28 protein-coding genes and 1 pseudogene are annotated in these 25,577 nt (G+C 72.6%); 13 read left to right on the top strand and 16 right to left on the bottom strand.

Annotated features, from left to right (window positions below):
• Position 1 precedes the first annotated feature (1 nt).
• The 3 genes from ABZ564_RS27570 to ABZ564_RS27560 all read left to right on the top strand — a co-directional run bounded on the left by ABZ564_RS27570 (position 2) and on the right by ABZ564_RS27560 (position 2,508).
• Positions 2-619, top strand: a complete 618-nt coding sequence (locus tag ABZ564_RS27570) for a hypothetical protein (protein ID WP_360861586.1) — start codon at positions 2-4, stop codon at positions 617-619.
• 448 nt (positions 620-1,067) lie between these two features.
• Positions 1,068-1,253: a hypothetical protein gene (locus tag ABZ564_RS27565; protein ID WP_360861584.1), complete on the top strand. Its 186-nt coding sequence runs from the start codon at positions 1,068-1,070 to the stop codon at positions 1,251-1,253.
• A 13-nt stretch (positions 1,254-1,266) separates the two neighbouring features.
• A complete protein-coding gene (locus ABZ564_RS27560; protein ID WP_360861582.1) occupies positions 1,267-2,508 on the top strand; it encodes a glycosyltransferase in 1,242 nt (413 codons plus the stop codon).
• A 135-nt stretch (positions 2,509-2,643) separates the two neighbouring features.
• Here ABZ564_RS27560 and ABZ564_RS27555 read toward each other — a convergent pair whose 3' ends face one another.
• From ABZ564_RS27555 to ABZ564_RS27525, 7 genes are all read right to left on the bottom strand, one after another.
• Positions 2,644-3,447 carry a SigB/SigF/SigG family RNA polymerase sigma factor gene (locus tag ABZ564_RS27555; protein WP_360861580.1) on the bottom strand — a complete coding sequence of 268 codons (804 nt, stop codon included), beginning with the start codon at positions 3,445-3,447 and terminating at the stop codon, positions 2,644-2,646.
• A 339-nt stretch (positions 3,448-3,786) separates the two neighbouring features.
• Entirely contained in the window at positions 3,787-4,551 is a 765-nt protein-coding gene (locus ABZ564_RS27550; protein ID WP_360861578.1) for a VOC family protein, read from the bottom strand.
• A gap of 116 nt (positions 4,552-4,667) precedes the next feature.
• On the bottom strand, positions 4,668-5,000 hold the full coding sequence (locus tag ABZ564_RS27545; protein ID WP_360861577.1) for a hypothetical protein: 333 nt from the start codon (positions 4,998-5,000) through the stop codon (positions 4,668-4,670).
• Positions 4,997-5,239 carry a hypothetical protein gene (locus ABZ564_RS27540; protein ID WP_360861575.1) on the bottom strand — a complete coding sequence of 81 codons (243 nt, stop codon included), beginning with the start codon at positions 5,237-5,239 and terminating at the stop codon, positions 4,997-4,999. Before ABZ564_RS27540 ends, ABZ564_RS27545 begins: the two co-directional genes overlap by 4 nt.
• A 323-nt stretch (positions 5,240-5,562) precedes the next feature.
• Positions 5,563-6,030: a DUF5709 domain-containing protein gene (locus tag ABZ564_RS27535; RefSeq protein WP_360861573.1), complete on the bottom strand. Its 468-nt coding sequence runs from the start codon at positions 6,028-6,030 to the stop codon at positions 5,563-5,565.
• Positions 6,031-6,159: 129 nt separating this feature from the next.
• Positions 6,160-6,372, bottom strand: coding sequence for a hypothetical protein (locus ABZ564_RS27530; protein WP_360861571.1), 213 nt, complete (start codon positions 6,370-6,372; stop codon positions 6,160-6,162).
• A 146-nt stretch (positions 6,373-6,518) separates the two neighbouring features.
• Positions 6,519-8,795: a catalase gene (locus tag ABZ564_RS27525; RefSeq protein WP_360861569.1), complete on the bottom strand. Its 2,277-nt coding sequence runs from the start codon at positions 8,793-8,795 to the stop codon at positions 6,519-6,521.
• 423 nt (positions 8,796-9,218) lie between these two features.
• On the opposite strand from ABZ564_RS27525, the gene ABZ564_RS27520 reads away from it, so the two are divergent.
• A complete protein-coding gene (locus tag ABZ564_RS27520) occupies positions 9,219-9,581 on the top strand; it encodes a YrdB family protein (protein WP_360861624.1) in 363 nt (120 codons plus the stop codon).
• A gap of 7 nt (positions 9,582-9,588) precedes the next feature.
• On the opposite strand, the gene ABZ564_RS27515 is transcribed toward ABZ564_RS27520, so the two are convergent.
• Positions 9,589-10,287, bottom strand: a complete 699-nt coding sequence (locus ABZ564_RS27515) for a DUF6766 family protein (RefSeq protein WP_360861567.1) — start codon at positions 10,285-10,287, stop codon at positions 9,589-9,591.
• A gap of 84 nt (positions 10,288-10,371) precedes the next feature.
• Positions 10,372-10,791 carry a hypothetical protein gene (locus ABZ564_RS27510; RefSeq protein ID WP_360861565.1) on the bottom strand — a complete coding sequence of 140 codons (420 nt, stop codon included), beginning with the start codon at positions 10,789-10,791 and terminating at the stop codon, positions 10,372-10,374.
• 227 nt (positions 10,792-11,018) lie between these two features.
• Here ABZ564_RS27510 and ABZ564_RS27505 point away from each other — a divergent pair, with 227 nt between their 5' ends.
• Positions 11,019-11,852 carry a class II glutamine amidotransferase gene (locus ABZ564_RS27505; protein ID WP_360861563.1) on the top strand — a complete coding sequence of 278 codons (834 nt, stop codon included), beginning with the start codon at positions 11,019-11,021 and terminating at the stop codon, positions 11,850-11,852.
• Between the two features lie 51 nt (positions 11,853-11,903).
• On the opposite strand, the gene ABZ564_RS27500 is transcribed toward ABZ564_RS27505, so the two are convergent.
• Positions 11,904-12,461: a type 1 glutamine amidotransferase domain-containing protein gene (locus ABZ564_RS27500; RefSeq protein WP_360861561.1), complete on the bottom strand. Its 558-nt coding sequence runs from the start codon at positions 12,459-12,461 to the stop codon at positions 11,904-11,906.
• Between the two features lie 290 nt (positions 12,462-12,751).
• Here ABZ564_RS27500 and ABZ564_RS27495 point away from each other — a divergent pair, with 290 nt between their 5' ends.
• A complete protein-coding gene (locus ABZ564_RS27495) occupies positions 12,752-13,717 on the top strand; it encodes an iron-containing redox enzyme family protein (protein WP_360861560.1) in 966 nt (321 codons plus the stop codon).
• Here ABZ564_RS27495 and ABZ564_RS27490 read toward each other — a convergent pair.
• A complete protein-coding gene (locus ABZ564_RS27490) occupies positions 13,714-14,418 on the bottom strand; it encodes a GAF and ANTAR domain-containing protein (protein ID WP_360861558.1) in 705 nt (234 codons plus the stop codon). The genes ABZ564_RS27495 and ABZ564_RS27490 overlap by 4 nt on opposite strands.
• Positions 14,419-14,495: 77 nt before the next feature.
• Between ABZ564_RS27490 and ABZ564_RS27485 the strand changes: the two genes are divergently transcribed.
• Together ABZ564_RS27485 and ABZ564_RS27480 are read left to right on the top strand one after the other, a co-directional pair.
• Entirely contained in the window at positions 14,496-15,626 is a 1,131-nt protein-coding gene (locus tag ABZ564_RS27485; RefSeq protein ID WP_360861556.1) for a PAS domain-containing protein, read from the top strand.
• Positions 15,627-15,775: 149 nt separating this feature from the next.
• Entirely contained in the window at positions 15,776-16,867 is a 1,092-nt protein-coding gene (locus tag ABZ564_RS27480; protein ID WP_360861622.1) for a glutamate--cysteine ligase, read from the top strand.
• A 54-nt stretch (positions 16,868-16,921) separates the two neighbouring features.
• On the opposite strand, the gene ABZ564_RS27475 is transcribed toward ABZ564_RS27480, so the two are convergent.
• From ABZ564_RS27475 to ABZ564_RS27465, 3 genes and pseudogenes are all read right to left on the bottom strand, one after another.
• Positions 16,922-18,400 (bottom strand): aminotransferase class I/II-fold pyridoxal phosphate-dependent enzyme, encoded by a 1,479-nt coding sequence (locus ABZ564_RS27475; RefSeq protein WP_360861554.1) that lies wholly within the window; start codon positions 18,398-18,400, stop codon positions 16,922-16,924.
• A gap of 54 nt (positions 18,401-18,454) precedes the next feature.
• A complete protein-coding gene (locus ABZ564_RS27470; RefSeq protein ID WP_360861552.1) occupies positions 18,455-19,342 on the bottom strand; it encodes an SDR family oxidoreductase in 888 nt (295 codons plus the stop codon).
• Positions 19,339-19,925: pseudogene (locus ABZ564_RS27465) on the bottom strand (cytochrome P450); the annotation flags it as partial. The pseudogene ABZ564_RS27465 and the gene ABZ564_RS27470, both read right to left, overlap by 4 nt.
• Positions 19,926-20,255: 330 nt before the next feature.
• On the opposite strand from ABZ564_RS27465, the gene ABZ564_RS27460 reads away from it, so the two are divergent.
• The 4 genes from ABZ564_RS27460 (at position 20,256) to ABZ564_RS27445 (ending at position 23,428) form a co-directional block, all read left to right on the top strand.
• Positions 20,256-20,435 carry a hypothetical protein gene (locus ABZ564_RS27460; RefSeq protein ID WP_360861550.1) on the top strand — a complete coding sequence of 60 codons (180 nt, stop codon included), beginning with the start codon at positions 20,256-20,258 and terminating at the stop codon, positions 20,433-20,435.
• A 41-nt stretch (positions 20,436-20,476) separates the two neighbouring features.
• Complete coding sequence (locus ABZ564_RS27455; protein WP_360861549.1) at positions 20,477-21,667, top strand: alcohol dehydrogenase catalytic domain-containing protein; 1,191 nt, start codon at positions 20,477-20,479, stop codon at positions 21,665-21,667.
• Positions 21,668-21,712: 45 nt separating this feature from the next.
• Positions 21,713-22,750 (top strand): NAD-dependent epimerase/dehydratase family protein, encoded by a 1,038-nt coding sequence (locus ABZ564_RS27450; protein WP_360861548.1) that lies wholly within the window; start codon positions 21,713-21,715, stop codon positions 22,748-22,750.
• Positions 22,751-22,891: 141 nt separating this feature from the next.
• Positions 22,892-23,428: an isochorismatase family cysteine hydrolase gene (locus ABZ564_RS27445; RefSeq protein WP_360861620.1), complete on the top strand. Its 537-nt coding sequence runs from the start codon at positions 22,892-22,894 to the stop codon at positions 23,426-23,428.
• 9 nt (positions 23,429-23,437) lie between these two features.
• On the opposite strand, the gene ABZ564_RS27440 is transcribed toward ABZ564_RS27445, so the two are convergent.
• Positions 23,438-23,818 carry a VOC family protein gene (locus ABZ564_RS27440; protein WP_360861546.1) on the bottom strand — a complete coding sequence of 127 codons (381 nt, stop codon included), beginning with the start codon at positions 23,816-23,818 and terminating at the stop codon, positions 23,438-23,440.
• Positions 23,819-23,953: 135 nt separating this feature from the next.
• Between ABZ564_RS27440 and ABZ564_RS27435 the strand changes: the two genes are divergently transcribed.
• Positions 23,954-24,919 (top strand): LLM class F420-dependent oxidoreductase, encoded by a 966-nt coding sequence (locus ABZ564_RS27435; RefSeq protein WP_360861544.1) that lies wholly within the window; start codon positions 23,954-23,956, stop codon positions 24,917-24,919.
• A gap of 59 nt (positions 24,920-24,978) precedes the next feature.
• Here ABZ564_RS27435 and ABZ564_RS27430 read toward each other — a convergent pair whose 3' ends face one another.
• Positions 24,979-25,518, bottom strand: coding sequence for a DUF6328 family protein (locus ABZ564_RS27430; RefSeq protein WP_360861542.1), 540 nt, complete (start codon positions 25,516-25,518; stop codon positions 24,979-24,981).
• Positions 25,519-25,577 lie beyond the last annotated feature (59 nt).

Here is a 25,577-nt window from a genome sequence, read left to right as displayed (position 1 = left end):
GATGAGTAACGCGATGTGGGACGCACTGATGACAACCCCTCTCTCCGAGGTACGGCGGCGGGCCGCCATCATGAACGACCTCGCCGAGGTCGCACCGGTGACGGTGCCCGGCGCGTACCGTCTGGCCTGGAACGACCGGGGCGGCCAGTCGGCGGTCTGGTACTTCGCAAAGGACGGCCGCGCGCTGCTGCTGACGTTCGACCACGAGTCGGACCTCAATCTGTACGCGGAGGACGACTACGCCCTCCAGGAGTCCTTCTACGACGGCGTCCCCGAATCCCTCGTCACCCTGGTCCGCGACCGGCCCGAGAACTACGAGTCGCTGAACCTCACGGATTCGGCGACGGGCCGGACCATTCATTACGCGGGCGGCGTCTTCTGGTACGACGGCACGCACTGGCACGTGTCCGACGGTCTGGCGGCGCATTGCGAGAGCGAGGAAGCGGACCTGTTCGTCGACTCCGGCTTCGGCTACTGCCTGGACGCCTACCGATTCGGCCAGGACTTCACCCCGGAGACCGTTGTGAGGGTCCGGGCCGAGAACGGTCTGTACGAGAACGAGGAGGAGCGGGAAGCGGATCTGCTCGGCCTCCGCGAAGTCTTCGCCCGGCACGCCTGAGGCGCGCAGTGCCCCTGCCCCAGGGACGGGGCGGGGGCACTGCGCCTCACTCACATGCGGGTCCCTGCCGCCGCCGGGCCGGAAGGCCGCCGCCCTGTCTTCGCTGCGCGGCGAGAAACAGGTCCAGGGCATGTGGGCCAGGTCCTGGCTCACGGCACCGGCCAGGTCCTGGCTCAGGGCCGTCTCCTGCGCCGGGAATCATTCCAACGGCAGTTCCAAAGATGCGCGGCCGAGGCAGTCCGGCAGGATCCATGGGGGAGAAGCGAGTGGCAGGAACGCGGCTCGGTGGTGCCGGGGCGGGCGATCGCGTACGACGGTGATCACCCGTGCGTTCCGGAGCTCTCAGCTCTCTGAAAGGAGATGGGGGCACATGCGGACCCGGTCCCTCTGCCATGCCGACGGCGCCGGCGAAGGCGTTCACATGGCGGCCGGAGACCGAGAACAGCGCGTGACCACCACCGCGCCCGACGAAGCCCGGGGCGTGCCGTCCGGCGCCGAAGCCGTCTGGGACCGGCCCGAGGTACTCACCGGCGTCCTGCGCCTCGTCGCCGGGCACACCGGCCGCCGGGCACGGGAGGCGGTCATGGCCAGGTACGGGTCCAGCACTTCCTGGACGACCGGGACCGACTCATGAAAGAGGTCACGCGATGACGCAACCCCTGCCGCGACCCGCACGGATCGCCCTGGTGTCCGAACACGCCGGCCCGCTCGCCGAACCCGGCTGCCCCTGCGTCGGCGGACAGAACGTGTACGTGGCTCAGCTGGCGGGATGCCTGGCCCGCAGGGGATACGACGTCACCGTCTACACCCGCCGCGACCGGCCCGAGGAACCGACCCTCGTGCGGACCGAGGCGGGCGTGAAGGTCGTCCACGTACCGGCCGGGCCGCCGGCCCCCGTACCGAAGGACGACCTGCTGGCCTGGATGCCGGAGTTCGGCGCCTACCTGGCCAGGCTCTGGCGGCTCAACCGCCCCGACGTCGTCCACGCGCACTTCTGGATGTCCGGCATGGCCGCGCTCGCCGGGGCCAGGGAGACCGGAGTCCCCGTCGTCCAGACCTACCACGCCCTCGGGACGGTGGAGAAGCGCCACCAGGGCGGCGAGGACACCAGCCCGCCCGAGCGTGTCGGCATCGAGGCCCGGATCGGCCGCGAGGCCCACCGCATCCTCGCGACCTGCGCGGACGAGCTCAGCGAACTGACCGCCATGGGCGTCCCGCGCTCCAGGATCAGCGTCGTGCCCTGCGGCGTCGACACCGAGCACTTCGCCCCGGTGCCCCTCGCCGACCGGCCGCCCGGCGCCCCGCACCGGCTGCTCTCCGTCGGCCGGCTCGTTCCCCACAAGGGATTCGACCGCGCCGTCAAGGCCCTCGCCGACGTCCCCGACGCCGAACTGCTCATCGCCGGCGGACCGGACGCCCCGCTCCTGTTCGCCGACCCGGAGGCCGAACGCCTCCGCAAGCTGGCCGCCGAGTACGGGGTGACCGAGCGGGTCCGGCTGCTCGGCCGCGTACCGCAGGACCTGATGCCCCATCTCATGTCCAGCGCCGACCTGATCCTGTCCCTGCCCCGCTACGAATCGTTCGGCATCACCCCCGTCGAGGCCATGGCCTGCGGCACTCCGGTGGTGGCCACCGCCGCCGGCGGACAGCTGGACACCGTCGTCGACGGCGTGACCGGAACGCTCGTACCGCCCACCGACGGGGAGGGCCACGACCTCGCCGCCACCATCCGCGGTCTGCTCGACGACCCCGAACGGCGTGCCCGCTACGGAGCCGCCGGCCGCACGCACGTGCTCGCCCGCTTCACCTGGGACGAGGTGACCGACGAGATCTCCCGCGTCTACACCGAACTCCTCCGCACCCCCCGGCCCTCGGCGACGGCACGATGAAGCCGAGTACCCCGGCCGGCGCCGCGACGGCCTCGCCCGCGCCGCCGGCCGACCGGGACGGGGCCGGGCCGTCGACCCCGCCCCGGCGGCGGCCGGCCTCGGAACGGGCGCGGCGGCAGGGATCGCGTCGTGGCGCTACGTCGGCCGACCGGTCTCCTGGAGCGCCTGCGTGCGAACCTCCTCGCAGCACTGGGCGATCAGCCGGGAGACGTGCATCTGCGATATGCCGAGCGCCTCGGCGATCCGTTCCTGCGTCATGTCGCGGAAGAACCGCAGGTAGAGGATGGTGCGTTCGCGTTCCGGCAGGCTCCGCAGGCCCGGCTTGACCGCCTCGCGGTCGACGGCGACCTCCAGTGCGTGGTCGTACAGCCCGAGGGTGTCGGCGAGGCAGGAACCGTCGCCGGACCTCGGCATCTCGGCGTCCAGCGACAGCGTGCGGTAGCTGTCCAGGGCCTCCAGACCGGTCCGGACGTCCTCGACGCGGAGCCCCGTCCGGGCCGCGATCTCCGCTTCGGTCGGCAGCCGTCCGCCCAGCGTCTGGGCGAGGTCGCGGCGGGCCACCCGCACCTGGTTGCGCAGGTCCTGGACCCGGCGCGGTACATGGACGTCCCAGGTGTGGTCGCGGAAGTGCCGCTTGAGTTCGCCGACCACAGTGGGTATGGCGTACGTCTCGAAGGCCTTGCCGCGCGCCGGGTCGTAGCGGTCCACCGCCTTGACGAGGCCGACGGCCGCCACCTGGCGCAGATCGTCCAGCGGTTCCCCGCGGTCGCGGAAGCGCGAGGCCAGCCGGTGAGCCATGGGGAGCCAGGCGCAGACGGTCGCGCGGCGCAGCTCCTCCTTCTCGGGACCGTCGGGAAGGGCCCGGAGCCGGTGGAAGGCGGCCGTCATCGGGGCCATGTCCTGACGTCGTCCGGGCGCTGTCTGTCGGGCACCGGCCATGGTGTTCACTCCCTCGGCGTCGTCTGTGCGGACCACCGTGAGAGCGCCTGCCGGACAGGCGACACCCGGAGCAGAGCTCCCACGGGCGCGCCTCTTGTCCGAAGCACGCCTGGCCCTTTCCCGCCCCGTGCCGCCTCAAACATGCCCGGGCCGCGCCTCGGGTCAGGAGGTCGGAAGCTCGCGTACCGCGGGTCAGGAGGCCGGGAGCCCGCGTACCGCCTTCTTCACCGGCCCGACCCCCCTTCTCCACCGGACCGGGCCCCGCGTCGCGGGGCCGGCCGTGGACCGGGGCACTCGCCCGGGTTCAGGCAGCTGGTGCGCTTGCTCGCACGGATTCGGTCAGCGGTCGGAGACGGTGAACAACGCGCCCTCCGGGTCGCGGATCACGAACGCGGTTCCCGGCAGGCCGTCCACGGGCGTCGCCTCGCCGCCGGCTGCGACGGCGGCCTTTGCCGCCCGGTGGCTGTCCGCGACGAGGAAGTCGGTGATCCAGCGCGCCCGGACCCGGGGGTCCGGATCGTTCTCCACGCCTCCGCCGCGCAACGTCACGACGGTGTGCCCGCCCGCCTGCACCAGGACGCGATCCTCCGCGTAGTCGACGGTGCACCGGCTGTGCGGCTTGGCCCAGCCGAAGACCTCCGCGTAGAAGATGGCCGCTTCGAAGGCGTGGCGGGCCTGGAGGTCCACCCGCGCCGGTGCGCGCGGCCCGTCCGCCCAGACGGGCGCCGGGCCCTCCCAGAAGCCGAAGACGGCCCCTTCCCGGTCGGCCGCGATCGCCGCACGTCCCTCGCCCAGCGGCAGCGGACCGACGGCGAGCGTGGCGCCGCGTTCCCTGATCCGGTCGGCCGTCCCGTCCGCGTCCGGTACGGCGAAGTACGGGATCCAGACGGGGGGCGGGCCGCCGGTGTCCGGGCAGCAGCCGATGCCGGCGACCGCCCTGCCGTGGGCGCGGGCGAGAACGAAGTCGTCACCGAGGGTGCTGTCGTGGAACTCCCAGTCCAGGACCTGCGCGTAGAAGGGCTGAGCGGTCCGCAGCTCGCGGGTGGTCAGGCTCACCCAGCAGGGCGCACCCGCTACGGGTGTCTTCCAGTCGAGGCTAGGCATGCGGCGCTCCTTCGCCGGGGTCCCTCTTGAACGATGCGCCCCCGGCCGGGGCAGCGCACACGGCCGTCCCGGCGCCCGCGCCCGATTCCGCACCGGGCCCGCTGCCGGCGGAGCGTTCAGCTGGTCAGTACCTGGGGCGAGACGACCTTGATCATCGTGTTGGCCCAGCGCTGCTGGCGCAGTGTCTGCGGGTGGCAGCGCTCGGTCAGGTCGAGGAGTTCCTGGTCGCGGGCGGCCTGGGCCGTCTTCGGCTCGGGGGAGAGGTCGACGCCGTGATCGGAGGCCGCGTCCGCGGGTTCCCGCACGTGGTGCCGGGACCAGGCGGCGAGGTCGCGGGCGACGTGATGCACCTCGTGGTCGGTCGTATGGGTGCTGGAGCGCCGCATCAGCCGCACGGCCAGGGCGTTCTCCCCGTGGTGCACCTCTTTCAGGACCATGTCCAGTTTCATCGGCTTTCCTCCGGGTACGCGTGCGGCTCCTCGCCCGCCCCGCCCCCCGCCGTCGGGGGCACGGCCGATCCGGCGACCGGGGCCGAGGCGGTGGGCGCCGGCGCGGGGGAGCCGGTGGCCCACAGCATCCGGATGGAGCCCTCCTCCACATACCGGAACATCTGCATCGCGTGCGTGGGCGGGCCGTAGTGCGGCACCCGGAGCGGGTCCAGGTTCCACAGGCGGGTGAGCTCGGCCATGTGCGCGTCGTTCTCCCAGTTGCGTGCTCCTCAGGTCCGGCCGCGCGGGCGCCGTCGGCGGGAAGTGCCGTGCCGCCCTCGCCGGGTGTCAGATCGTTGAGCAGGGCCTGGCATGCTGCCAGCGAGGCGCAGGCGTCGGGGCCGTGCAGGTGCTCCTGGGCGTCGGCAGGGCGCGTCGGGCCTCGCCCAGGTGGCAGCCCGTCGCCCGGGTGAGTGCGCCGCCCGGGGGCCCGCCGTCTTCCCGCTCCGCAGCACCGACAACCCTCCCCGCACGTCTGTGGACCGCCCGCCCCGTACGGACCAGGGCCGGCCCCGCCGCGTGGTCAGCCCTCCCGCCCCTGGCCCTCCTCCTCGTCCGTGGTGTGTACGGCTGCCTCCTCCGCTGAGGCCGCGCCGCCGTCGATGCCCACGTCGTCGGCGTAGACATCGGTGAGCCGGCCGGGCACTTCGTCCGCCGCGCTCAGCCGGCCGGAGCGGGTCTCGTCCTCCACCTCCAGCGGCTCTCCCTCGCCGTCCGCCAGGTCCCCGATGTCGTCGTCGTCCAGCGGTTCGACCTCTTCGACCTCCTGCGCCAGGCGCTGGTCGAGGGATTCGCCGCGGCGTTCCTCCTCGCCCGTCGTCCCGTACCTGTCGACGGCGAGGGGACGCTCGGGCGGGGAGTAGCCCTCTTCCATCTGGTCGTCGAGGCCCCGCTCACCGAGCGTGTTCTCCATGTCGAGGTCGTCGTTCGGCGGGTCCTGGCCGTCGCTCTGCGGCTGGTAGACATCGTCGCCACGTGCCTCTGTCGGCATGATCCGTCCTTCCGTCGGAGGCGCCATGGATGACCGGGGCGCCGCGGGTGGCTCCTGTCCACCCGCGGCCACCCTCCGCATCCTGCGAGTGCCCTGCCGGTCACGGTGGAAACACCCCCATTTGTCACCCTACGTGTGCGGCCGGTCCGCGTCCTCCTGGGCCTCTTCGTTCGGGGTCAGCGCATCGCCGGCCTCGCTGTCCCTGCCGCGCCGCCTCGCCGGGTCCGCGGTGTCCGCCACGTCGGTCGCGGCTTCCTCCGCCTCCTGGACGACCTCGTCGGCGGCTGTCCGGGGAGGCTTTTCGGGCTCGGGGCGGCTGTGCTCACGCTCCTTGTGGTTCATGTGTCTCCTCGTATCGGCATCGTCCCGCCGGGGGCGGGACGGCGTGAAGGGGATGGGCGGGCACGGGGAGCGCCTGCCCGTCCTCCGGCCTCCTCCCGCGCGTGCCCCCGGCCGGGCCGGCTACGCACGCCCGCCCGGCCCGGGTGTTAGAGCGCCGGAGTGAAGCGGTCCCAGGCGCGATGACCTGCGAGGAGCTCGGTGATGCCGTTCAGCACCGTGGACGCGGCCCCGCCGGCGACCACCCCGGGGGCGTCCGCGGCCAGACCGGCCTTCTCCAGCACCGTCGCTCCGTCGCCGCAGGCGCCGATGGCCTTGCCGTGCCGGAACGCCTCGGTGACCAGCAGCAGGACTCGGGGATCGACTCCGGTGGCCGTGGCAGCGTCGTCGGTCTCGGCGTCACGGGCCCCGTAGGCGTCCGCGGCGGGCGCGGGCGCCCCCGCCACCACGATCGCGTCGAACTCGATCGACCGGGTGGTGGCGAAGGTGCGCTGCACGGTGACCGGTTCGCCACCGGAGCCCAGTTCGCCGCCCGAGGGCGCGATGACCAGGGGGACCATCCCGGCGTCGAGGACCGCGCCGCGTGCTTCCCGTACGGCGTCCAGACCGGTCTCGCCGTCGGTGACGATGCCGACGACGCGGCCGTCGACCGGCCAGGTGCGACCCAGCTGGGACAGCGCGGGGCTCGGCTCGGGCGAGGCCAGGGACACGGTCGCCGCCGGCGCCGGCAGGCCCAGGCCCCCGGCGACGCGCGCGCACAGCTCCGGGTCGATGTTGGCGAGCACCTTGAGAGCGCGCTCCTTGATCGTCCGGTCCCAGCACTTGCCGAGTTCGAAGGTGTACGCGGCGGTGATGTGCTCGCGCTCCGTGGGCGTCATGCTGAGCCAGAACAGCCGGGGCTGGCTGAAGTGGTCGTCGAACGAGGCCGCCGCGTCCCGCACCTTGCGGGCCGCCGGCACCTCGGCGGGCACCTCGATGTACGCACCGGTGTCCGCCCCGGCGGCGAACGGGCAGCCGCCGTCCAGCGAGTTGGGCCGGTAGGGCGCCACGCCCCGGTGCACGGCCGTCTGGTGCATGCCGTCGCGCAGCATGTCGTTGACGGGCGCGTGCGTGCGGTTGATCGGCAGCTGGCCGAAGTTGGGACCGCCGAGCCGGGTGATCTGGGTGTCGACGTACGAGAAGAGGCGCCCCTGCATCAGCGCGTCGTTGGTGACGTCGATGCCGGGCACCAGGTGGCCGACGTGGAAGGCGACCTGCTCCGTCTCGGCGAAGTAGTTCGACGGGTTGGCGTTCAGGGTCATCAGCCCGATCGGGCGGACCGGCGCCAGCTCCTCCGGCACGATCTTGGTCGGGTCCAGCAGGTCGATGCCCTCGAACATCTGGTCCTCGGTGTCGGGGAACGTCTGCACCCCCAGCTCCCACTGGGGGAAGGCACCCGCCTCGATCGCGTCCGCCAGGTCACGGCGGTGGAAGTCCGGGTCCATGCCCGCGGCGATCTGGGCCTCCTCCCACACCTGCGAGTGCACACCCAGCTTCGGCTTCCAGTGGAACTTCACCAGCGTGGTCGCGCCCTCCGCGTTGACCAGCCGGAACGTGTGGACGCCGAAGCCCTCCATCATCCGGTACGAACGTGGGATGCCCCGGTCCGACATGTTCCACAGGGTGTGGTGGGTGGCCTCGGTGTGCAGGGTGACGAAGTCCCAGAACGTGTCGTGGGCGCTCTGCGCCTGCGGGATCTCCCGGTCCGGGTGCGGCTTGCCCGCGTGGATGACGTCGGGGAACTTGATCGCGTCCTGGATGAAGAACACCGGGATGTTGTTGCCGACCAGGTCGAAGACGCCTTCGTCGGTGTAGAACTTCGTCGCGAAGCCCCGGGTGTCGCGCACCGTGTCGGCGGAGCCGCGCGATCCGAGCACGGTGGAGAAACGCACGAAGACCGGCGTCTCGGCGCCCTCGGCGAGGAACGCGGCCTTCGTGATGCCCGCCGCCGCGCCGTACGCCCGGAAGACCCCGTGCGCGGCGGCACCGCGGGCGTGCACCACCCGCTCCGGGATGCGCTCGTGGTCGAAGTGGGTGATCTTCTCCCGCAGATGGTGGTCCTGGAGGAGCACCGGGCCGCGGGGGCCGGCCTTCAGCGAGTGGTCGGTCTCGTACAGCCGTGCGCCCTGCGCGGTGGTGAGATAGGCGCCGTCCTGCGCCACCTTGTCCTGCGGGGCGCCTGTGGGCTGCCCGGTGGGGCTGTAGGTGTCGGGACCGCGCTGGTCGTGCTTGGGCGGCAGCGGCTCGCGCGGCGTCGTGGGTTCGTCGGCCTGGGCGGGCTCGGGAGCGGGGGCGCCGGGGATCTCGTTGCCCGGGGCGGCGGCGTCCTGGATCTTGGCGGCGATCTTCTCCGCCGCGGCCGACACCGGGTTCTTCTTCTCGCTCACTGAATTCCAATCTCGTGGGGGAGGGGGAGGAGGGCAGTGCCGGGCGCGGAGGGTCGGCACACGCGGGGACGGCATCGCCTGACCACGCGTACCCCCCGGCCTCCGGCCGGACACATGGGTTGCGCCATCCGGCCCGGCCGCCCGTTCCCACGGGCGACAGGGCTCCGTACGGTCGCCCGACCGTCGTTTGCCACGGCCCGCGCCGGTTATGCGGGCTCCGTGAAAGCTCCCCGTACCACGTCAGGGAAGCCGGGTGAGCGCGAAGCCCGGTTGCGGGGCCTCGTGATGCTCGCCATGGGTGCGGTCGCCGCACCACGACTGCGCCGCGCCCGCTGAACGGCAGCTCCGTATGCTTGCGCACACGTGAACGACAAGGGGGGCGTGGTGCACGAAAGATCTGCTGACGGCCCGGCGATTCCGTCGGTGGCCGGGCGGCCCTGGTGGGCGGCGAACGAACTGCTCGCGTTCCTCCTGGAACTGGTGGCGTCGGGCTGCCTCTTCTGGTGGGGGTTCTCCCTGGCGGACAACCCGGCAGCCCGGCTTCTGCTGGGCAGCGCCGTCCTCGCCGTGGCCCTCGTGCTGTGGGCTCTGTTCGCCGCACCGCGCGCCCGGTTCCGCCCACCGCTCGCGGGGGTGCTGGCGGTGAAGGCCCTGGTGCTCGGTGGTGGCGCCTGCGCGCTGTACGGGGTCGGGCACCCGGCGGCCGGCGCCGTGATGGGCGCCGTCGTCGTGGTGAACACGGTCCTGGCGGAGACCTTCCGCCGCCGGCCGGCGCCCGCCGGGTAGGACCCGGTCAGCCTTCCACGCCGGTCGCCCCGTGCGAGGCGCCGACGGGCTTGGACTCCGGGGAGCCGCGCTGGCGCAGGTACACCGAGAGGATCACCATCGAGGCGACGGCGAGGAACTCGGACTGCCAGTTCTGCAGCGTACGGCTCCAGAAGTCGGCCGACACGAGATAGCTTCCCCAGCTGACGGGCGCTTCCAGCTGCCGCAGCTGCGTCTCGTTGTACGCCGCGGCCCCGGACACGGACTGGACCAGCCAGGAGAGCACGAACAGGCCGCCCATGGTGATCCCGAGCGACCGGGAGTACACCAGCCGGCGCCAGCCGTCGGCGGCCGCCCAGCGGGGCGAGTCGGCCCGTGCATGGGGGCCGACGCGCTGGTCCCTGTCGGATTCGGGCCCGGCCGCGTCGATGTGCTTCGACTCGGGCGAACCGTGCTGGACGAGCCACACCGTGCCGAAGATGTAGAGGAAGAACTGCAGGTACTCCGACTGCCAGTTCTCCGTCACGTCCACCGCGAAATCGGACGACATCAGGTAGGCGCCGAAGGAGACCGGGTAGAGGCCGTCCACGGCCAGTTGCTCGTTGAACTCGATATGACCGACGAGGGCCTGCCCGGCCAGCGCCAGGAGAAACGCCCCGTCGAAGGCGAGCGTCAGCGAGTTGTGCCGCAGGAACCGGCGCACCACCGCGCCGGAGGAGAACGTCACCGGTGCATCACTCCCAGCGCCAGGAAGTACACGAGGCCGATCAGAACCACCGCCAGACACACGACGAAGAGCGCTCGCACCGCGCTAACCTCCCTCGACCGTGCAGTCGTAGGGCAGGCCGGGGCGGGGTACGCACCCGGCGGCCACCACCTTCCAGCCCTGCGGGAACCGTGAGAGGAACAGCGTGTCGGAGTCGAGGACGACCCGGGCCTGACGGCCGTACACGTCCACCGTGCGCGTGGCACCGCCGACGGGAGGTGGATTCTCACCGACCGCCGACGTGCAAGGAGCCCGACCGTCGGACTCCACCTCGGAGCGCGTACCGGGTGCGAGAGCGGCGCAGATGCCCCGTACGTCGTGCTCCGCCACGTCCCGTTCGAAGGCGGCCGCCGCGTCCCGTACCGCCGACGACGGGGCGCCGCAGCCGGTGAGGAGCAGCAGCGCCGGGGGCAGGCACACCAACAGCGGGACACAGCGGAAGCGGATACCGGTCACCGTCACCATCGACCTCGCCCGTCATGGAAGGAATGCCGCATTCTGCCCGCCGGTGTTCCGCGTCCCGCGCGGACACGCCGCAGCGGCCCATGGGGGCGCGGCTGGGCGACGGGCCCGCGGAGTCGGTAGCGTGGACATAACGACGACGACCGGACGCCCAGGGGCCGAGGACCGAAGAACCACCACCGGTACGTCCGGCCCGGCCCCTGCCCGCCGCCCGGGAAGGGACGCCGCTCATGTGCAGATGGCTGGCCTACTCCGGCACGAGTGTCGTACTCAGCGATCTCCTCTACAAGCCGGAGCACTCGCTCATCGACCAGAGTCTGCACTCCCGCATGGGGGTCGAGACGACCAACGGGGACGGCTTCGGGATCGGCTGGTACGGGCCGGAGAGAGACACGCCCGCGATCATCCGCGACACCGGACCCGCCTGGAACAACCGCAACCTGCGGGAGCTGGCGAGCCACATCAGGTCGCCGCTGTTCTTCGCCCATGTGCGGGCCTCCACGGGGACGGCCATCCAGCAGACCAACTGCCACCCCTTCCGGCACGGCCGCTGGATGTGGATGCACAACGGGGCCGTCGCCGACTTCCACCGCCTGCGCCGCGACCTCTCCCTGGCGCTCGACCCGGCGCTGTTCTCCGTCCTGGAGGGCTCGACGGACTCGGAGGTGATGTTCTACCTCGCGCTGACATTCGGGCTCGACCAGGACGTGCCGGGCGCCGTGGCCCGGATGGCCGGTCTGATCGAACGGGTGGGGCACGACCAAGGGGTGGAGTACCCGCTCCAGATGACCGTGGCGGTGTCCGACGGCGAGCGGCTGTGGTCGTTCCGCTATTCGAGCCTCGGCAAGTCGCGCTCGCTGTTCTGCAGCAGCAAGGCGGAGACCGTGCGGGCCCTCCACCCGGACTGGGATTTCCTGCGGGGCGTCTCCGACAGCACTCGCCTGGTGGTCTCGGAGCCCTTGGGCGGCCTGCCCGGCGTGTGGAAGGAGGTGCCGGAAAGCAGCTACGGCGTCATCCAGCCGGGCACCGACGAATTCCTCCCCTTCGTGCCCGAACCCGTGTGAGCGCATGCGGGAGCCGCCCGGCCGTTCTGCCCGGCGGCTCGGTGCGGGGCCTCAGCCGGCGAGCGCGGCGTCGACCTCCCCGAGGAACGGTTCCAGGTCGCCCGGGTTGCGCGAGGTGATGAGCTTCCAGCCCCCGGACCCGTCCGTCACGACCGGCTCGTCCACCCAGTCACCGCCCGCGTTGCGCACGTCCGTCCGCAACGAGGCGTACGAGGTGAGCCGCTTGCCCGACACGCTGTCGGCCTCCACCAGCACCCACGGGCCGTGGCAGATGGCCGCGACGGGGCGTCCGGAGGAGGTGAAGGAACGCACGATGTCGCAGGCCGTTCCCTGGAGCCGCAGCGTGTCGGCGTTCAGCGTGCCGCCCGGCACGAGCAGCAAGTCGTAAGCGGCCGGATCCACGTCCTCCAGCGTGAGGTCGGGGTGCACGGACTTGCCGGGGTCCTTGTCGCCGACGAGCGTCTCGATGTCCTCCTTCTTCAGCGCGGCGACATCGACCTGGACGCCGCGCTCGCGCAGATGGCGGAGGGGCACGACGAGTTCGTCCTGCTCCACGCCGTAGTTGGTGACGATCGCCAGCACCTTGCGCTTGCTGCCGTTGTCGCTCATCCTCTGCCGTCCTTCCGTCCTGCGGGGAACACGCCCGGTGTCGTCGCTACCGGTGCGCAGCCTCTGGGTTCCCCCCATGGAGGCGGTCATTCCTTCCGCCTGCCCGCCCTCGGCAGCCTGCTGTCCTGCCGTGGCCCCCGCAACCGCACCGCCGCCGTCCCCGGTGTAGCGGCATCGGCGCCGGGACCACATGGTGGAGAGGCGAGGCGATGCGGCGCCCCGGCGGTTTGACGGGGCGGACGAGGGGTACCGGACCGCAGCGCTCAAGCAGACGTACGAGGAGTGACACCATGGCCGGTCAGACGGGCGGACCCCCGCTTCCCCGGGCCCGCGGAGAGCTTTCGGCGGCGGTCCTCGCCCGTCTGCGGGGAAGCGGGCCCCTGCCGGCCCCCGCCCTGGCCGACGCGGCGGAGCCCTACGGGGACGACCTCCAGCTGGCCCTGTACGTCTGCTACGAGCTGCACTACCGCGGCTTCGCGTCCGTGGACCCGGCCCTGGAGTGGGACCCGGAGCTGCTGGCGGTCCGAGCGGCCCTGGAGCGCCGCTTCGAGTCGGCCCTGCGACGAGACGTCCCGGCCGGGGCCGCTCTGGACGACACGCTGGACGCGCTGCTCGTCGAACCGGTCGACGGCACGGGCGTGTCGCACTTCCTCCAGGAGCACGGCACACCGGACCGGCTGCGGGCCTACGCGGCCCAGCGCTCGCTGTACCACCTGAAGGAGGCCGACCCGCACGCCTGGGTGCTGCCCCGGCTCAGCGGGCGCGCGAAGGCGGGCATGGCCGCGATCGAGTACGACGAGTTCGGCGCCGGCCGGGCCGAACGCGTCCACGCCCGGCTGTTCGCCGATCTCATGGCGGACCTGGGCCTGGTGACGGCGTACGGCCACTACCTGGACGAGGGCCACGCCGAAATGCTCGCCCTCGTCAACCTCATGTCCCTCTTCGGACTGCACCGGCGGCTGCGCGGCGCCCTGGTCGGGCACTTCGCCGCGGTGGAGATCACCTCCTCGCCCGCTTCGAGCCGACTGGCCCTCGCGATGAAACGGGCCGGCGCCGGGCCCGCCGCGGAGTTCTTCTACACCGAACACGTGGAGGCGGACGCGGTCCACGAGCAGGTGGTACGCCACGAGGTCGTCCGCGGGCTGCTGGACGACGAACCCGGCCTGGAGGCGGACGTCGTGTTCGGGATCGACGCCACCGGCTACCTGGAGGACCGGCTCACCACCCGGTTCCTGACCGACTGGGACAGCCCTTAGCCCTCGCCCCGTACCTCACCCAGCAGCCGCCGCAGTTCCCGCGTGCTGCCCCGGCCCCTCACCCGTACGATCCGCGCCGCGACGGCGCTCAGCTTGCGGTTCGTGCGCTGCGACAGGGTGCGCAGCACGTCGAAGGCGTGGTCCGCGTCGCAGTCCAGCATGTGCATCACGATGCCGCCGGCCTGGTCGATCACGGCCCGCGAGGCCATCGCCGTCCGCAACTGATCGGCCTCCGCCTCGGCGCCCGCCCGGGCGTGCTCACGCAGAAGTCCCTCGGCCGTCTCCTCGGCCAGCACCCGGACCACCTCCTGGACCGACGCCGGGAGGCGCCATGGCCGGAACGCGTACAGGGCCACCGTCGTCGTGGCGCCCTCCGCCGCCGGTACGGCCGTACAGGCGCGCAGGCCACGCTCCAGCGCCGCCACCCGGAAATCCGGCCACCGCGCGTCGGTGACGAGGTCGGCCGCGGACACCGGCCGGCCGGAGCGGGCGGCTTCGGCGTCGGGTCCCTCGCCGGTCTCCTCCTGGAGCGCGACCAGGGCGGCGAGGTCCGGATGGGTCGCGGCGCTGTGGCGTTCCCCGTCGGGAAACCGCAGAACCACGGTCGCGCCCCGGCAGCCGGCCGAGCACCGCATGGCCCGCCGACCGAGCCGCAGCGCCGCGGCCGCGGCTTCGGACGTCGTGTCCACCGGCCGGGTCACTCTCAGCCTCCCTGGGTGCCGAGGGGCCGCCCGTGCCGCTCAGCGTCGACGCACGGGCGATCGGCTAGCTTCGTCGTATGAGCCGACCACCGGAACGCGAGAGCGGTTTTCAGGCCCTCGTCGCCCGCGTGCAGGAACTGCGTGCGGCCCGGGCCCATCCTCCTTCCGAATACCCGGTGCTGCTCGACGCGGCCCTCGCGGAGCTGGAGCACGCGGTCGAGGCCCTGCGCCCGGTGGCGGAGGCAGCGGTCCCGCCGCGGGCCCCGGGGGCCAAGGCGGCGTATCCGTTCAAGGCCATCTTCGATCACCTGCCGTGGCCCGTCATCCTGACCGACGAGCAGACCGTGGTGCGCCGGCTGAATCCGGCGGCCGCCGAACTGACCGGTCTGCCCGCCGCGTACGCCGCGGGCAGACCGGTCGCCGCGTTGCTGCGCCCCGCCGACCGGGCGGCCCTGCGCGCCCATGCGGCGGCCGTCGCCCGGGGCGACGGAGACCGCAGCCTTCCGGTCCGCCTCCAGCGGCTGCCGGAGGGCCCGCTGTACGCCACGCTCACCGGCATCGACGTGCCGGGGGAGCGGCGGCGGGACGTGCTCCTGGTGCTCACCCCGGCGTCCGTCCCCCGGCCCGCCGGACGCACCGAGGGCCGGGCCGACCCCGCGGCGGTCGTGCGCCAGGCCGAGCTGACCGGTCTCCTGGACCGCACGGCCCGCGAACTCCTGGCGGCCAGGACCCCGTCGGTGGCGCTCGTCGCAGCCGCGGGCCTCCTGCGCGAGGGGCTCGCGGACTGGGTCCTGCTCGACCTGGGGTTGCCGGCGGAGCCCGCCAGGGTGGCGGTTCACGGCCCTCCGGCGCCGGACGACGCGGGGCTGGAGAAGGCGTTCCTCCGGCAGGACCCGCGTGACTGCCCGGTGGCCGCGGAAGTCATGGCCTCCGGCGCGGCCGTGGTGGAGCAGCTGACGGACGATCCCGAAAGGCTCGGTACGGACGAGGAGGGGGCGCCGCTGATGGCAAGGGCCGATGTGACCTCGCTGCTCTCCGTGGCCCTGACCGCGTCCGACGGCACGACGGTGCTGGGCGCGCTGACTCTGCTCAGGACCGGGGACGGGGCGCCGTTCTCGCTGCTGGAGGCCTGCGGCGTGGAGATCGCGGCCGGCCACATGGCCCTCGTCGCGCAACGGGGTGGGATGTGCGGACCCGGTCCGTGCTGAGCGGGCGCGTACGGAGAAACACGGCCGGGCCGGGGGTGCCGGGGCCGGGAGGTGGCACACGGCGATGTGGGGGAGCCTTGAAGGGCCGCTCCGCGGGCGCTTCGGCGCGAGCGGGCCCGCCCCCCGGCCGATCGAGCATGGAGGACATGATGGTGCGGACTGTGGGTGTCGAGGAGGAGCTGCTGCTCGTGGACGAGCGGAGCGGCGACCCCCGGGCGCTGTCGACGGCCGTCCTGGCACTTGCGGAGCGGCGCGCCGAGGGCGGATCGGTCTTCGAACAGGAGCTGCACCGCCAGCAGTTGGAGTTCGCCACCGAGCCGCGCGCGGACATGGGGGAACTCGCGGACGAGATCCTGCGCTGGCGGGCGGAGGCGGCCCGCAGCGCCGCCGAGGCCGGGGGCGCGGTCGCCGCGCTCGCCACTTCCCCGCTGCCCGTCAGCCCTTCCATCGGCGAGGGCGAACGGTACCGCTGGCTGGCCGACAGGTTCGGGCTGACCACGCAGGAGCAGCTGACCTGCGGATGCCATGTGCACGTCTCCGTGGAATCGGACGAGGAGGGCGTCGGCGTCCTGGACCGCATCCGCCCCTGGCTCGCGGTGCTGCTCGCGCTGAGCTCCAACTCGCCCTTCTGGCAGGGCAGGGACACCGCGTACAGCAGTTACCGCAGCCGGGTCTGGGGGCGCTGGCCCTCGGCCGGACCCATGGAGCTGTTCGGCTCCGCGCGCCGCTACCACGACGAGGTCGAAGCGCTCGTGGGCACGGGCGTCCTGCGCGACAAGGGCATGATCTACTTCGACGCCCGGCTCTCGCACCGCTACCCCACGGTCGAGGTCAGGGTCGCGGACGTGTGCCTGGACCCCGCCGACGCCGCGCTGCTCGCCACGCTGGCGCGCGGCCTGGTCGAGACGGCGGGCCGGGCCTGGCGGGCGGGCGATCCGCCGGAGCCGTACGGGGTGGGCCTGCTGCGCATGGCCGCCTGGCAGGCCGGCCGCTCGGGCCTGGAGGGGGAACTCCTGCATCCCGCCACCATGCGCCCCGCCCCCGCGCCGGCCGTGGTGCGCGCCCTGCTCACCCATGTGCGCGACGCGCTGGAGGACAGCGGGGACCTGGCGGAGGCGGAGGCGGGGGTCGAGCGGGTGCTGAAACGGGGCACGGGGGCGCGTTTCCAGCGCGACGCGCTCACCCGCACGGGCAGTCTCCGCGGCGCGGTCACCGAATGCGTCAGCAGGACACGCGGGTGAGCCGGGGGCGGCCTCCGCCCCCTACGGGCCCGGCGGCCGCGAGGCGTCCGGTGCTCAGGCGTCCTCGTCCGCGCAGACCCGTACGGTGCGCAGCTGCGGGTCCGCCGGGTCGGGCAGGTTCATCCCTGCTTCCAGGCCGGTCAGGAGGTAACGCAGCACCGGCTCTGTCAGCCGTTCGCCCGGCAGCACCACGGGGATGCCCGGGGGATAGGGCGTGATCATCTCCGCGGCGACGCGGCCCACGGCATGCTCCACCGGGACGTCCTCGGTCCCGTGGAAGTAAGCGTCGCGCGGCAGTCGCGCCTGCTCCATCCTCAGCTCCGGCGGGGCAAGAACCGCCACCTCGGGCCCCCGGGGCAGCGAGGGCGCCTGCCGGGCGAGATCGTGCAGCGCCGTCATGAGCCGCTTCGTCGTCTCGGCGTCGTCGGCATGGGTGAGCTGGGTGCTGATGCGCCGGTGGTCCATCAGGTGCGTGTCCACGTGGTGGTGTTCGCGCAGCCAGTCCGCCGCCAGGTACCCGGACACCCCGAGCTCCGCGATGTCGATGACGACCGGCAGCGGGTCGAACTCGGAGCCGGCCCCCGGGCCGCAGAAGTCGTCGCGGTCGTTGACGTGCATCCCGTCGATGGACTCGATCTCCTCCCGCACCGACGCGGCGAGGGCCAGCGCGCGCGACATCAGCGTGCGGCCCTCCAGCGCCATCTGCCGCCGCCAGCCGTCCATGCCGGCGTACAGCAGCACGGAGGGGCTGGTCGTGCCCAGCAGGTCGGCCCGGGACGCCAGCGTGTCGTGGTCGATCAGGTCGCCGCGCAGATGGAACACGGACCCCTGCTCCAGGCCGCTGCCCATCTTGTGGATGCTGGTGACGCAGACGTCGGCGCCCGCGTCCATCGCCCACGTCGGCAGGTCCGGATGGAAGGGCAGATGCGCGCCCCACGCCTCGTCGACGACGAGCGGGCGGGAGCGGCGGTGGCACACCTCGGCGATGGCGCGGAGATCCGCCGCCACGCCGTACGGCGTGGGGCTGGTGACCAGGGCGCCCTTCGCGTCCGGATGCTCCTCGAAGGCCCGCTCGTACGCCTCCGCGGACGGCGGATGCGCGAGATGGCGTTCCGTGTCCCACTGCGGTTCGACCCAGACCGGCTGGATGCCGGAGAGGATGAGCCCGGAGACCACCGACTTGTGCGCGTCCCGTCCCACCAGGAGTTTCTGACCGTGCGCGGCGACGCTCAGCATCGCCGCCTTGACCGACAGGGAGCTGCCGCACGTCGAGAAGAACGCGTGCTCCGCGTGCACGGCGTCGGCCATCAGGTCCTCCGCGCGCTGCAGCACTCCCGACTTCATGCGCCGGTCGTCGAGCCCGCCGCTGGCCAGGACGTCGCCGAGGAACACGGCGTCGCCGAGGACCGCCCTGACCTCCGTCGCCGCGCCGCGGGCCTGCTTGTGACCCGGGGGAGTGAACCCCAGCTCGCCCTGCTGCCGGTAGGCGGCCAGGGCGTCCAGAACGGGTGCTTCCTCATGATTCTTGGGCATGCATGCCGCCTTCCCGTCGTCAACCCCGCCAATCACCCGCCGGACGCCCCGGAGCTACGGAAGGGGGGTGCCGCCGGTCGCGTTCACGATTTCCCCGGTGATGAAACTCGCGTGGTCGGAGGCGAGGAACACGTACGCCGGAGCCATCTCGGCCGGCTGGGCGGGCCGCCCGAGCGGACTCTGCTTCCCGAACTCCTTCGTGTCGGGCAGCGTCGCCGGGATCAGCGGCGTCCACACCGGGCCCGGGGCCACGGCGTTCACGCGGATGCCGTCGGACGCCAGCATCTGCGCGAGGCCGTGGGTGAAGGTGACGATGGCGCCCTTGGTCATGGCGTAGTCCAGCAGATGCGGACTCGGCTGGTACGCCTGCACCGACGTGGTGTTGATGATCGACCCGCCGGCCGGGATGTGTGGCAGGGCCATCTTGCACAGCCAGAACATCCCGTACAGGTTGGTGCGCAGCACCCGGTCGAACTGCTCCGTGGAGATCGCGGAGATCCCGTCCGGCTGGGCCATCTGGTACGCGGCGTTGTTGACGAGTACGTCGATGCGCGCGAACTCCTGTACCGCGCTGCCGATCAGGGCACGGCACTGCTTCTCGTCCCGGATGTCGCACGCCTCCGTCAGCGCCTGCCGGCCCGCCTCCTCGACCAGGCGGGCCGTCTCCCGGGCCTCGTCCTCCTCGGATTCGAGGTGGGTGATCAGCACATCGGCCCCCTCCCGGGCGAAGGCCAGCGCGACGGCCCGGCCGATCCCGGAGTCGCCTCCGGTCACGACGGCCTTGCGGTCCTTCAGGAGCCCGTGGCCCCGGTAGGAGTCCTCGCCGTGATCCGGGGGCGGGTCCATGGGCCCGGTCCAGCCGGGGTGTTCCTGCTCCTGCTGCGGGAAGCCGGGCCGCGGGAAGCGCTCGGTGGGGTCCTGGCCGGGTGCGGACTCGGTCATGACGGCATCTCCTTCGTTGTCGGTGGCGGAGGTTCGGGCAGGGGGCACCGGACGTCCTCGATGACGAACCCGCTCCGGGGAGCGGTCGGAATCCGGTGCAGCGCAATGGAGAGGTCCTGGTCCGGAACCCGGTACGAGAGGCCGGACAGCAGCACCGCCAGGGCGGACAGCAGGGCGAGGGTGACGTCCTCGCCCGGGCACCGGCGCCCCGCCGCCGGGTCGCCGCCGCCCTGCGGGACGAGCTCGTCGGGCCGTACCGGCGTGCCCCGGAAGCGTGCGGGCTCGAAGACGTAGGGCCGGGGCCACAGATCCGGGTCGTGGTTCTGGCCGTAGAGGTCGAGGAGCACCAGCGTGCCCGTCCGGATGGTGCGGCCCTCCCATGAGAGCCGGCCGCCAGCCCGCCGACGAACGGCGCGAACGGGTGGAAGCGGCGGACCTCCTGCGCGAAGGCGAGGGCGACGGAGGGATCGCCGCCCCGGAGCGCCGCACGGTGCTCGGGCCACCGGTGCAGGGCGTGCGCGGGGGAGGCCGCGAACCAGCTGACCGCGACGGTCGGCCACAGGACGTTGAGCACCTCGACGGCCCCCTTCCACTCCAGGGCGGCCGGCCCGCCGTCCCGCCGTCGATCCTGGGCGTCCCGGGGCCGGCGCGCGACTCGGAATCCGCTGGACGGCGCTGCGGCTGTGGTCCCAACCGGCAGCGCCTGCTCCCGCGTACGCCGGGAGCCTGGCGAGGCGGGTACCCCTACCGGCCGGGGACATGCGGGAGAGGCCGGGCCGTTCTCGTACGCGGGGCCGGCCCGCTCCCCGGCTTGAATCGGGCGTTCCGGTTGAACCCGTGTTCCGTGGGAACCCGTCGCACGGAACGGCGGAGCGGGCACGCCCGCAGGACGACCCGGGAGGAACCGAGGAACATGGGAAGGCATGCCGAAATCGTCCGTGCCCTGGCCATGAGGGCGAAGGCGGCGAAACTCAAGGCTGACGGCGCCGCACTGGGCGACGAGGGCCTGAAGGAGGAAGGGCGCCGGCGCGAGACCGCCGGACGGATCGCCCAGGCCGAGGCGAAGGCGGCGCGGCGCACGGCCCGCCACTGACCCGGCGGCGCAGCCGTCACCCGACAGCGAGGAGATCACCCATGCGTGCATTGACCTGGCAAGGAAAGCGTGATGTCCGCGTCGAGACCGTTCCCGACCCGGTCATCCAGGAGCCGACCGACATCATCATCCGGGTCACCTCGACGGGCATCTGCGGATCGGACCTCCATCTGTACGAAGTGCTCGGCCCCTACCTCGATCCCGGCGACATCCTGGGGCACGAGGCGATGGGCATCGTCGAGGTGACCGGACCCGACGTGACCGCCGTGGCACGCGGCGACCGGGTCGTCATCCCGTTCAACCTCTCCTGCGGCACCTGCTTCATGTGCGCCAAGGGCCTGCACTCCCAGTGCGAGACCACCCAGGTGAAGGAGTACGGCACGGGGGCCTCGCTCTTCGGATACACCAAGCTCTACGGGCAGGTCCCCGGCGGGCAGGCCGAACTGCTGCGGGTCCCCTTCGGTAACACCCTGCCCATCAAGGTGCCCGAGGGGCCGGCGGACGACCGCTTCGTCTACCTGTCGGACGTGCTGCCCACCGCGTGGCAGGCCGTCGATTACGCGGCGATCCCGCCCGGCGGCAGCGTCACCGTCCTCGGCCTCGGACCGATCGGCGACATGGCGGCCCGGATCGCCCTGCACCGCGGCGCCGGCCTGGTCATCGGCGTGGACCTCGTCCCCGAACGCCTCGCCCGCGCCGCCGCGCGCGGCGTCCAGACCCTCGACCTGGCCCACTACGGGAAGGACCTCCCGCAGGCCGTCCGCGACCTCACCGGCGGCCGGGGCACCGACGCGGTCATCGACGCCGTCGGCATGGAGGCACACGCGTACGGCACACCGATCGGCAAGGCCGGCCAGTGGGCCACCGGGCTGCTGCCGGACGCGGCGGCCCGCAAGATCATGGAACACGCCGGCATCGACCGGCTCACCGCCCTCCTCACCGCCATCGACGTGGTGCGCCGGGGCGGCACGATCTCCCTCTCGGGCGTCTACGGCGGCGCAGCCGACCCGCTGCCCCTGCTCACCCTGTTCGACAAGCAGATCCAGCTGCGGATGGGCCAGGCGAACGTCAAGCGCTGGGTGCCCGACATCCTGCCGCTGCTCGACGACGACGACCCGCTGGGCGTGGACGGCTTCGCCACGCACCACCTGCCCCTCGAGGACGCCCCGAAGGCGTACGAGACCTTCCAGGCGAAGGCCGACGGCATGGTCAAGACGCTCCTGCGGCCCTGAGCCGCCCCGGCCCCCCGGGCGAGCGCGGAAGCGGAAGGAGTCACGGTGAACGCATCGCAAGAGCTGCGCGTCGTCGTCACGGGCGCGACCGGCAACGTGGGCACGAGCCTCGTCCGGGCCCTGTCGCAGGACCCGCACGTGGGATCGGTCCTCGGCCTGGCCAGGCGGCTGCCCGATCTCACCCTGCCGGGCGTCGAGTGGGGCAGAGTGGACCTCTCCCGCCCGGACAGCGCCCGCACGCTCGCTTCCCTGCTGACGGGCGCGGACGCCGTCGTCCATCTGGCCTGGCGCTTCCAGCCGACCCACGACCCCGTCGTCACCTGGCGCAGCAACGTCGAAGGGTCCCTGCGGGTCTTCGACGCCGTGCGTACGGCAGGCGTCCCGGCCCTGGTCCACGCCTCCTCCGTGGGCGCCTACGCACCGGGCCCCAAGCGGGAACCGGGAGTCGACGAGCAGTGGCCCACACACGGCTGGCCCGACGCCGCCTACTGCCGCGAGAAGGCGTACCTGGAACGGGTCCTCGACACTTTCGAGCTGCGCCACCCGCAGATCCGGGTGGTGCGCATGCGGCCGGGCTTCCTGTTCAAGGAGACGGCGGCCCCCGAGCAGCGGCGCATCTTCGGCGGGAAGTACCTGCCCGGTGTGCTGCTCCGCCCCGACCTGCTGCCCTTCGTGCCCGACCTGGAGGGGCTGCGGTTCCAGGTGCTGCACACGGACGACGCGGCCGAGGCGTACCGGCTGGCCGTACTGGGCGATGTGCGCGGCCCCTTCAACCTGGCCGCCGCCCCCGTCACCGACGCCCGCACCCTCGGCGACCTCCTCGACGCGCGGGTGGTGCGCGCGCCCGTGCCGCTGGTACGCGGCGCGCTGGCGACCGCCTGGCACGCACGGGCGGTCCCGGCCTCGCCCCACCTCTTCGACGCGGTGCTGCGCCTGCCCGTCATGGACTGCGCACGGGCGCACGAGGAGCTGGACTGGCGGCCGCGTCACTCGTCGTCGGACGCGCTGACCGCGTTCCTGCGCGGGGTCGTCCGCGGTGAGGGCGAGGCGACCGCCCCGCTGGCGGGCAGCCGGTGGAGCTGAGGGCGCCGGACAGGGCGGAGGCGTACCGGGGACCGGTCGGCGGCCTGCGTGTGGCCGCGCGGTTCCTGGAGTGAACGGATGACGAACGCCCCGCCCCCCGACAGCTCGCCGCGCCAGCCGACCGGTGCCACCATGACAACCATGTCCCGCAAGGCGCTGATCGTCATCGACATGATCAACCCGTACGACCACGAGGACGCCGACCGGCTCGTCGCCTCCGCCGAGCGGGCGGTACCCGTCATCGCGGGCATGCTGGAATCCGCCCGGGGCAGCGGTTGCCTCGTGATCTACGCCAACGACAACTTCGGCGACTGGCGCTCCCACCACGGGGAGATCGTGGAGGCGGCCATGGCGGGCGCCCGCCCCGACCTCGTCGAGCCGCTCAGACCCGACGAGAACTCGCTCTTCGTGGTCAAGGCCCGGCACTCGATCTTCTACGAGACGCCCCTGCCGTACCTGCTCCACCAGCTGGGCGTCGACCACCTCGTCCTGACCGGCCAGGTGACGGAGCAGTGCATCCTCTACTCCGCGCTCGACGCGCACCTCCGCCACATGGACCTGACCATTGCGCGGGACGCGGTGGCCCACATCCACTCCGACCTGGCCGACGCGGCCCTGCGGATGACGGAACGCAACATGGGCGCCCGGGTGTGCGCCGCCGAAGAGATCGACCTGTGACACGGCGGGTCACGCCGGACCGCCGTAACACAGGCAGAACGGGTGCCCGGCCGGGTCCGCGAAGACACGGAAGTCGCGCTTGCCGCCGTCGTCGTCGAGATCGAGCGGCGCGGCCCCCAGGGCGAGTACCTCCCGCTGGGCCGCCTCCATGTCCCGCACCTTGAAGTCCAGGTGCTCCTGCTGCGAGTTCCGGTCGTCACGCGGCCACTCGGGCGGGCGGTACCCGGGGGCCAGCTGAAAGGCGAGGCGCGCCCCGTCTGGGGCCCGGAGCTCGTACCAGCGGTCGCTGTCGTGCGTCACCTCCCCACCCAGTACCCCCTGGTAGAAACCGGCGAGTGTCTCCGGGTCCGGGCAGTCGATGGCAACCAGGCAGAAGGTCGCGACGGCCATGTCGTTCCTCGCTTTCCGTGCGTGCGGGCGTTCGGACGTCCCCTCCCGGGTTCCGCGTCCGGCGCGGAGGAAACATGATCCGGGAACCGCCCCGCCGGTACGTTTCGGCCGCCGGAGATCGGTAACCCATCCCATATGGCGCAATTCGGATACACGATGATGACCGAGCAGTCGGGACCGCGGGAGCTCGTCGAGGACGTGGTGGCGGCCGAGCAGGCCGGCTTCGACTTCTCCGTGACCTCCGACCACTCCTTCCCCTGGCTGAAGTCCCAGGGGCACGCCCCGTACGCCTGGAGCGTGCTGGGCGCCGCAGCACAGGCCACCACCCGCATTCCGCTGATGACGTACGTGACCTGCCCGACCACCCGCTACCACCCGGCCGTGGTGGCGCAGAAGGCCGCGACGCTGCAACTGCTCTCCGAGGGGCGGTTCCGGCTCGGGCTCGGCTCCGGCGAGAACCTGAACGAACACGTGGTGGGCGGGGGATGGCCGGACGCCCGGGTGCGGCTGGACAAGCTCGAAGAGGCGGCGGAGATCATCAAGGCGCTCCTCGCCGGAGGCTACGTCAACCACCACGGCCCGCACTTCGACGTGGAGAACGCCAAGCTGTGGGACCTGCCCGACGTGGCCGTGCCCCTCGGTGTCGCCGTGTCGGGCGACCGGTCGTGCGAGATCGCGGGCCGGCTCGCGGACCTGGTGATCGCCACCGAGCCCAAGGAGGAGCTGCTCACCGACTTCGACCGGCACGGCGGCGGCGGGAAGCCCCGGGTCGGCCAGCTGCCCGTCTGCTACGACACCGACCGCGACGCGGCGGTGAAGCGGGCCCACGACCAGTTCCGCTGGTCCGTCGGCGGCTGGAAGGTCAACTCGGAACTGCCCGGCCCGTCCGCCTTCGACCAGGCCACGCAGTACGTCACGCCCGAGGACATCGCCCGGTCCGTTCCATGCGGCGACGACGTCGGGGAGTTCACCGACGCGGTCCGCGCGTTCACCGACGCCGGGTTCACCGAGGTCGCCCTCGTGCAGATCGGCGGCGGCCACCAGAAGCCGTTCATCGACTGGGCGGAGGAGAAGCTCCTGCCCGCGCTGCGCGCCTTGTGACACGCCTGCGCGCTCGTGTCCCCCTGCCCGCGGGCAGGGGGACACGAGCGCGCGCGGCGTCACTTCCCGCCACCGGAGTCCTTGCGCCCGTTGGGCGAGCGGGCCAGCGCCCAGGCGGGGAACACGAACCAGCAGATGAAGGACCACAGGGCCATCGCGCCCACCAGCCACAGCGCCAGCCGGTTGTGCAGTGCGACGCGCATGATGAGCAGCAGCGCCGAACACATCGTGCAGAACAGCAGCACAAGACCGAGCAGGGTGAGCCGCGACGCCCACACCACCGTCTCCGGCTTCAGATGTCGCCCGGTGAGCAGCCGGTGGTAGCACACGGGGCCGATGAGTGCGGCGGCCGTGGCCGAGCCCAGGAGCACGGTGACGACGTAGATCGTCCGGTCCGTCTCCGACAGGGTGGCGAAGCGCGGCTGGAAGACCACGGCGAGCAGGAAGCCGAAGAGGATCTGCACCCCCGTCTGGGCCACCCGCAGCTCCTGGAGCAGTTCCGTCCAGCGGCGGTCCGCTCTCTCCTCGGTCGTCTCGTTCCGCCCACGGCGGGTGTTCTCCCGGTCGTCGTCGCCCTCGTCCACGTGTCCGTTGTCCATGTGCGGTGTCCCTCCCTCGTGCCGAAACCTTTGTGGGGGGGGGGGGCGGGGCCCCCCCC

The sequence above is a fragment of the Streptomyces sp. NPDC019224 genome (assembly GCF_040632605.1).
Lineage (GTDB): Bacteria > Actinomycetota > Actinomycetes > Streptomycetales > Streptomycetaceae > Streptomyces.
Note: the sequence above shows the minus strand (reverse complement) of the source record. Positions and strands in the feature narration are given on the sequence as shown.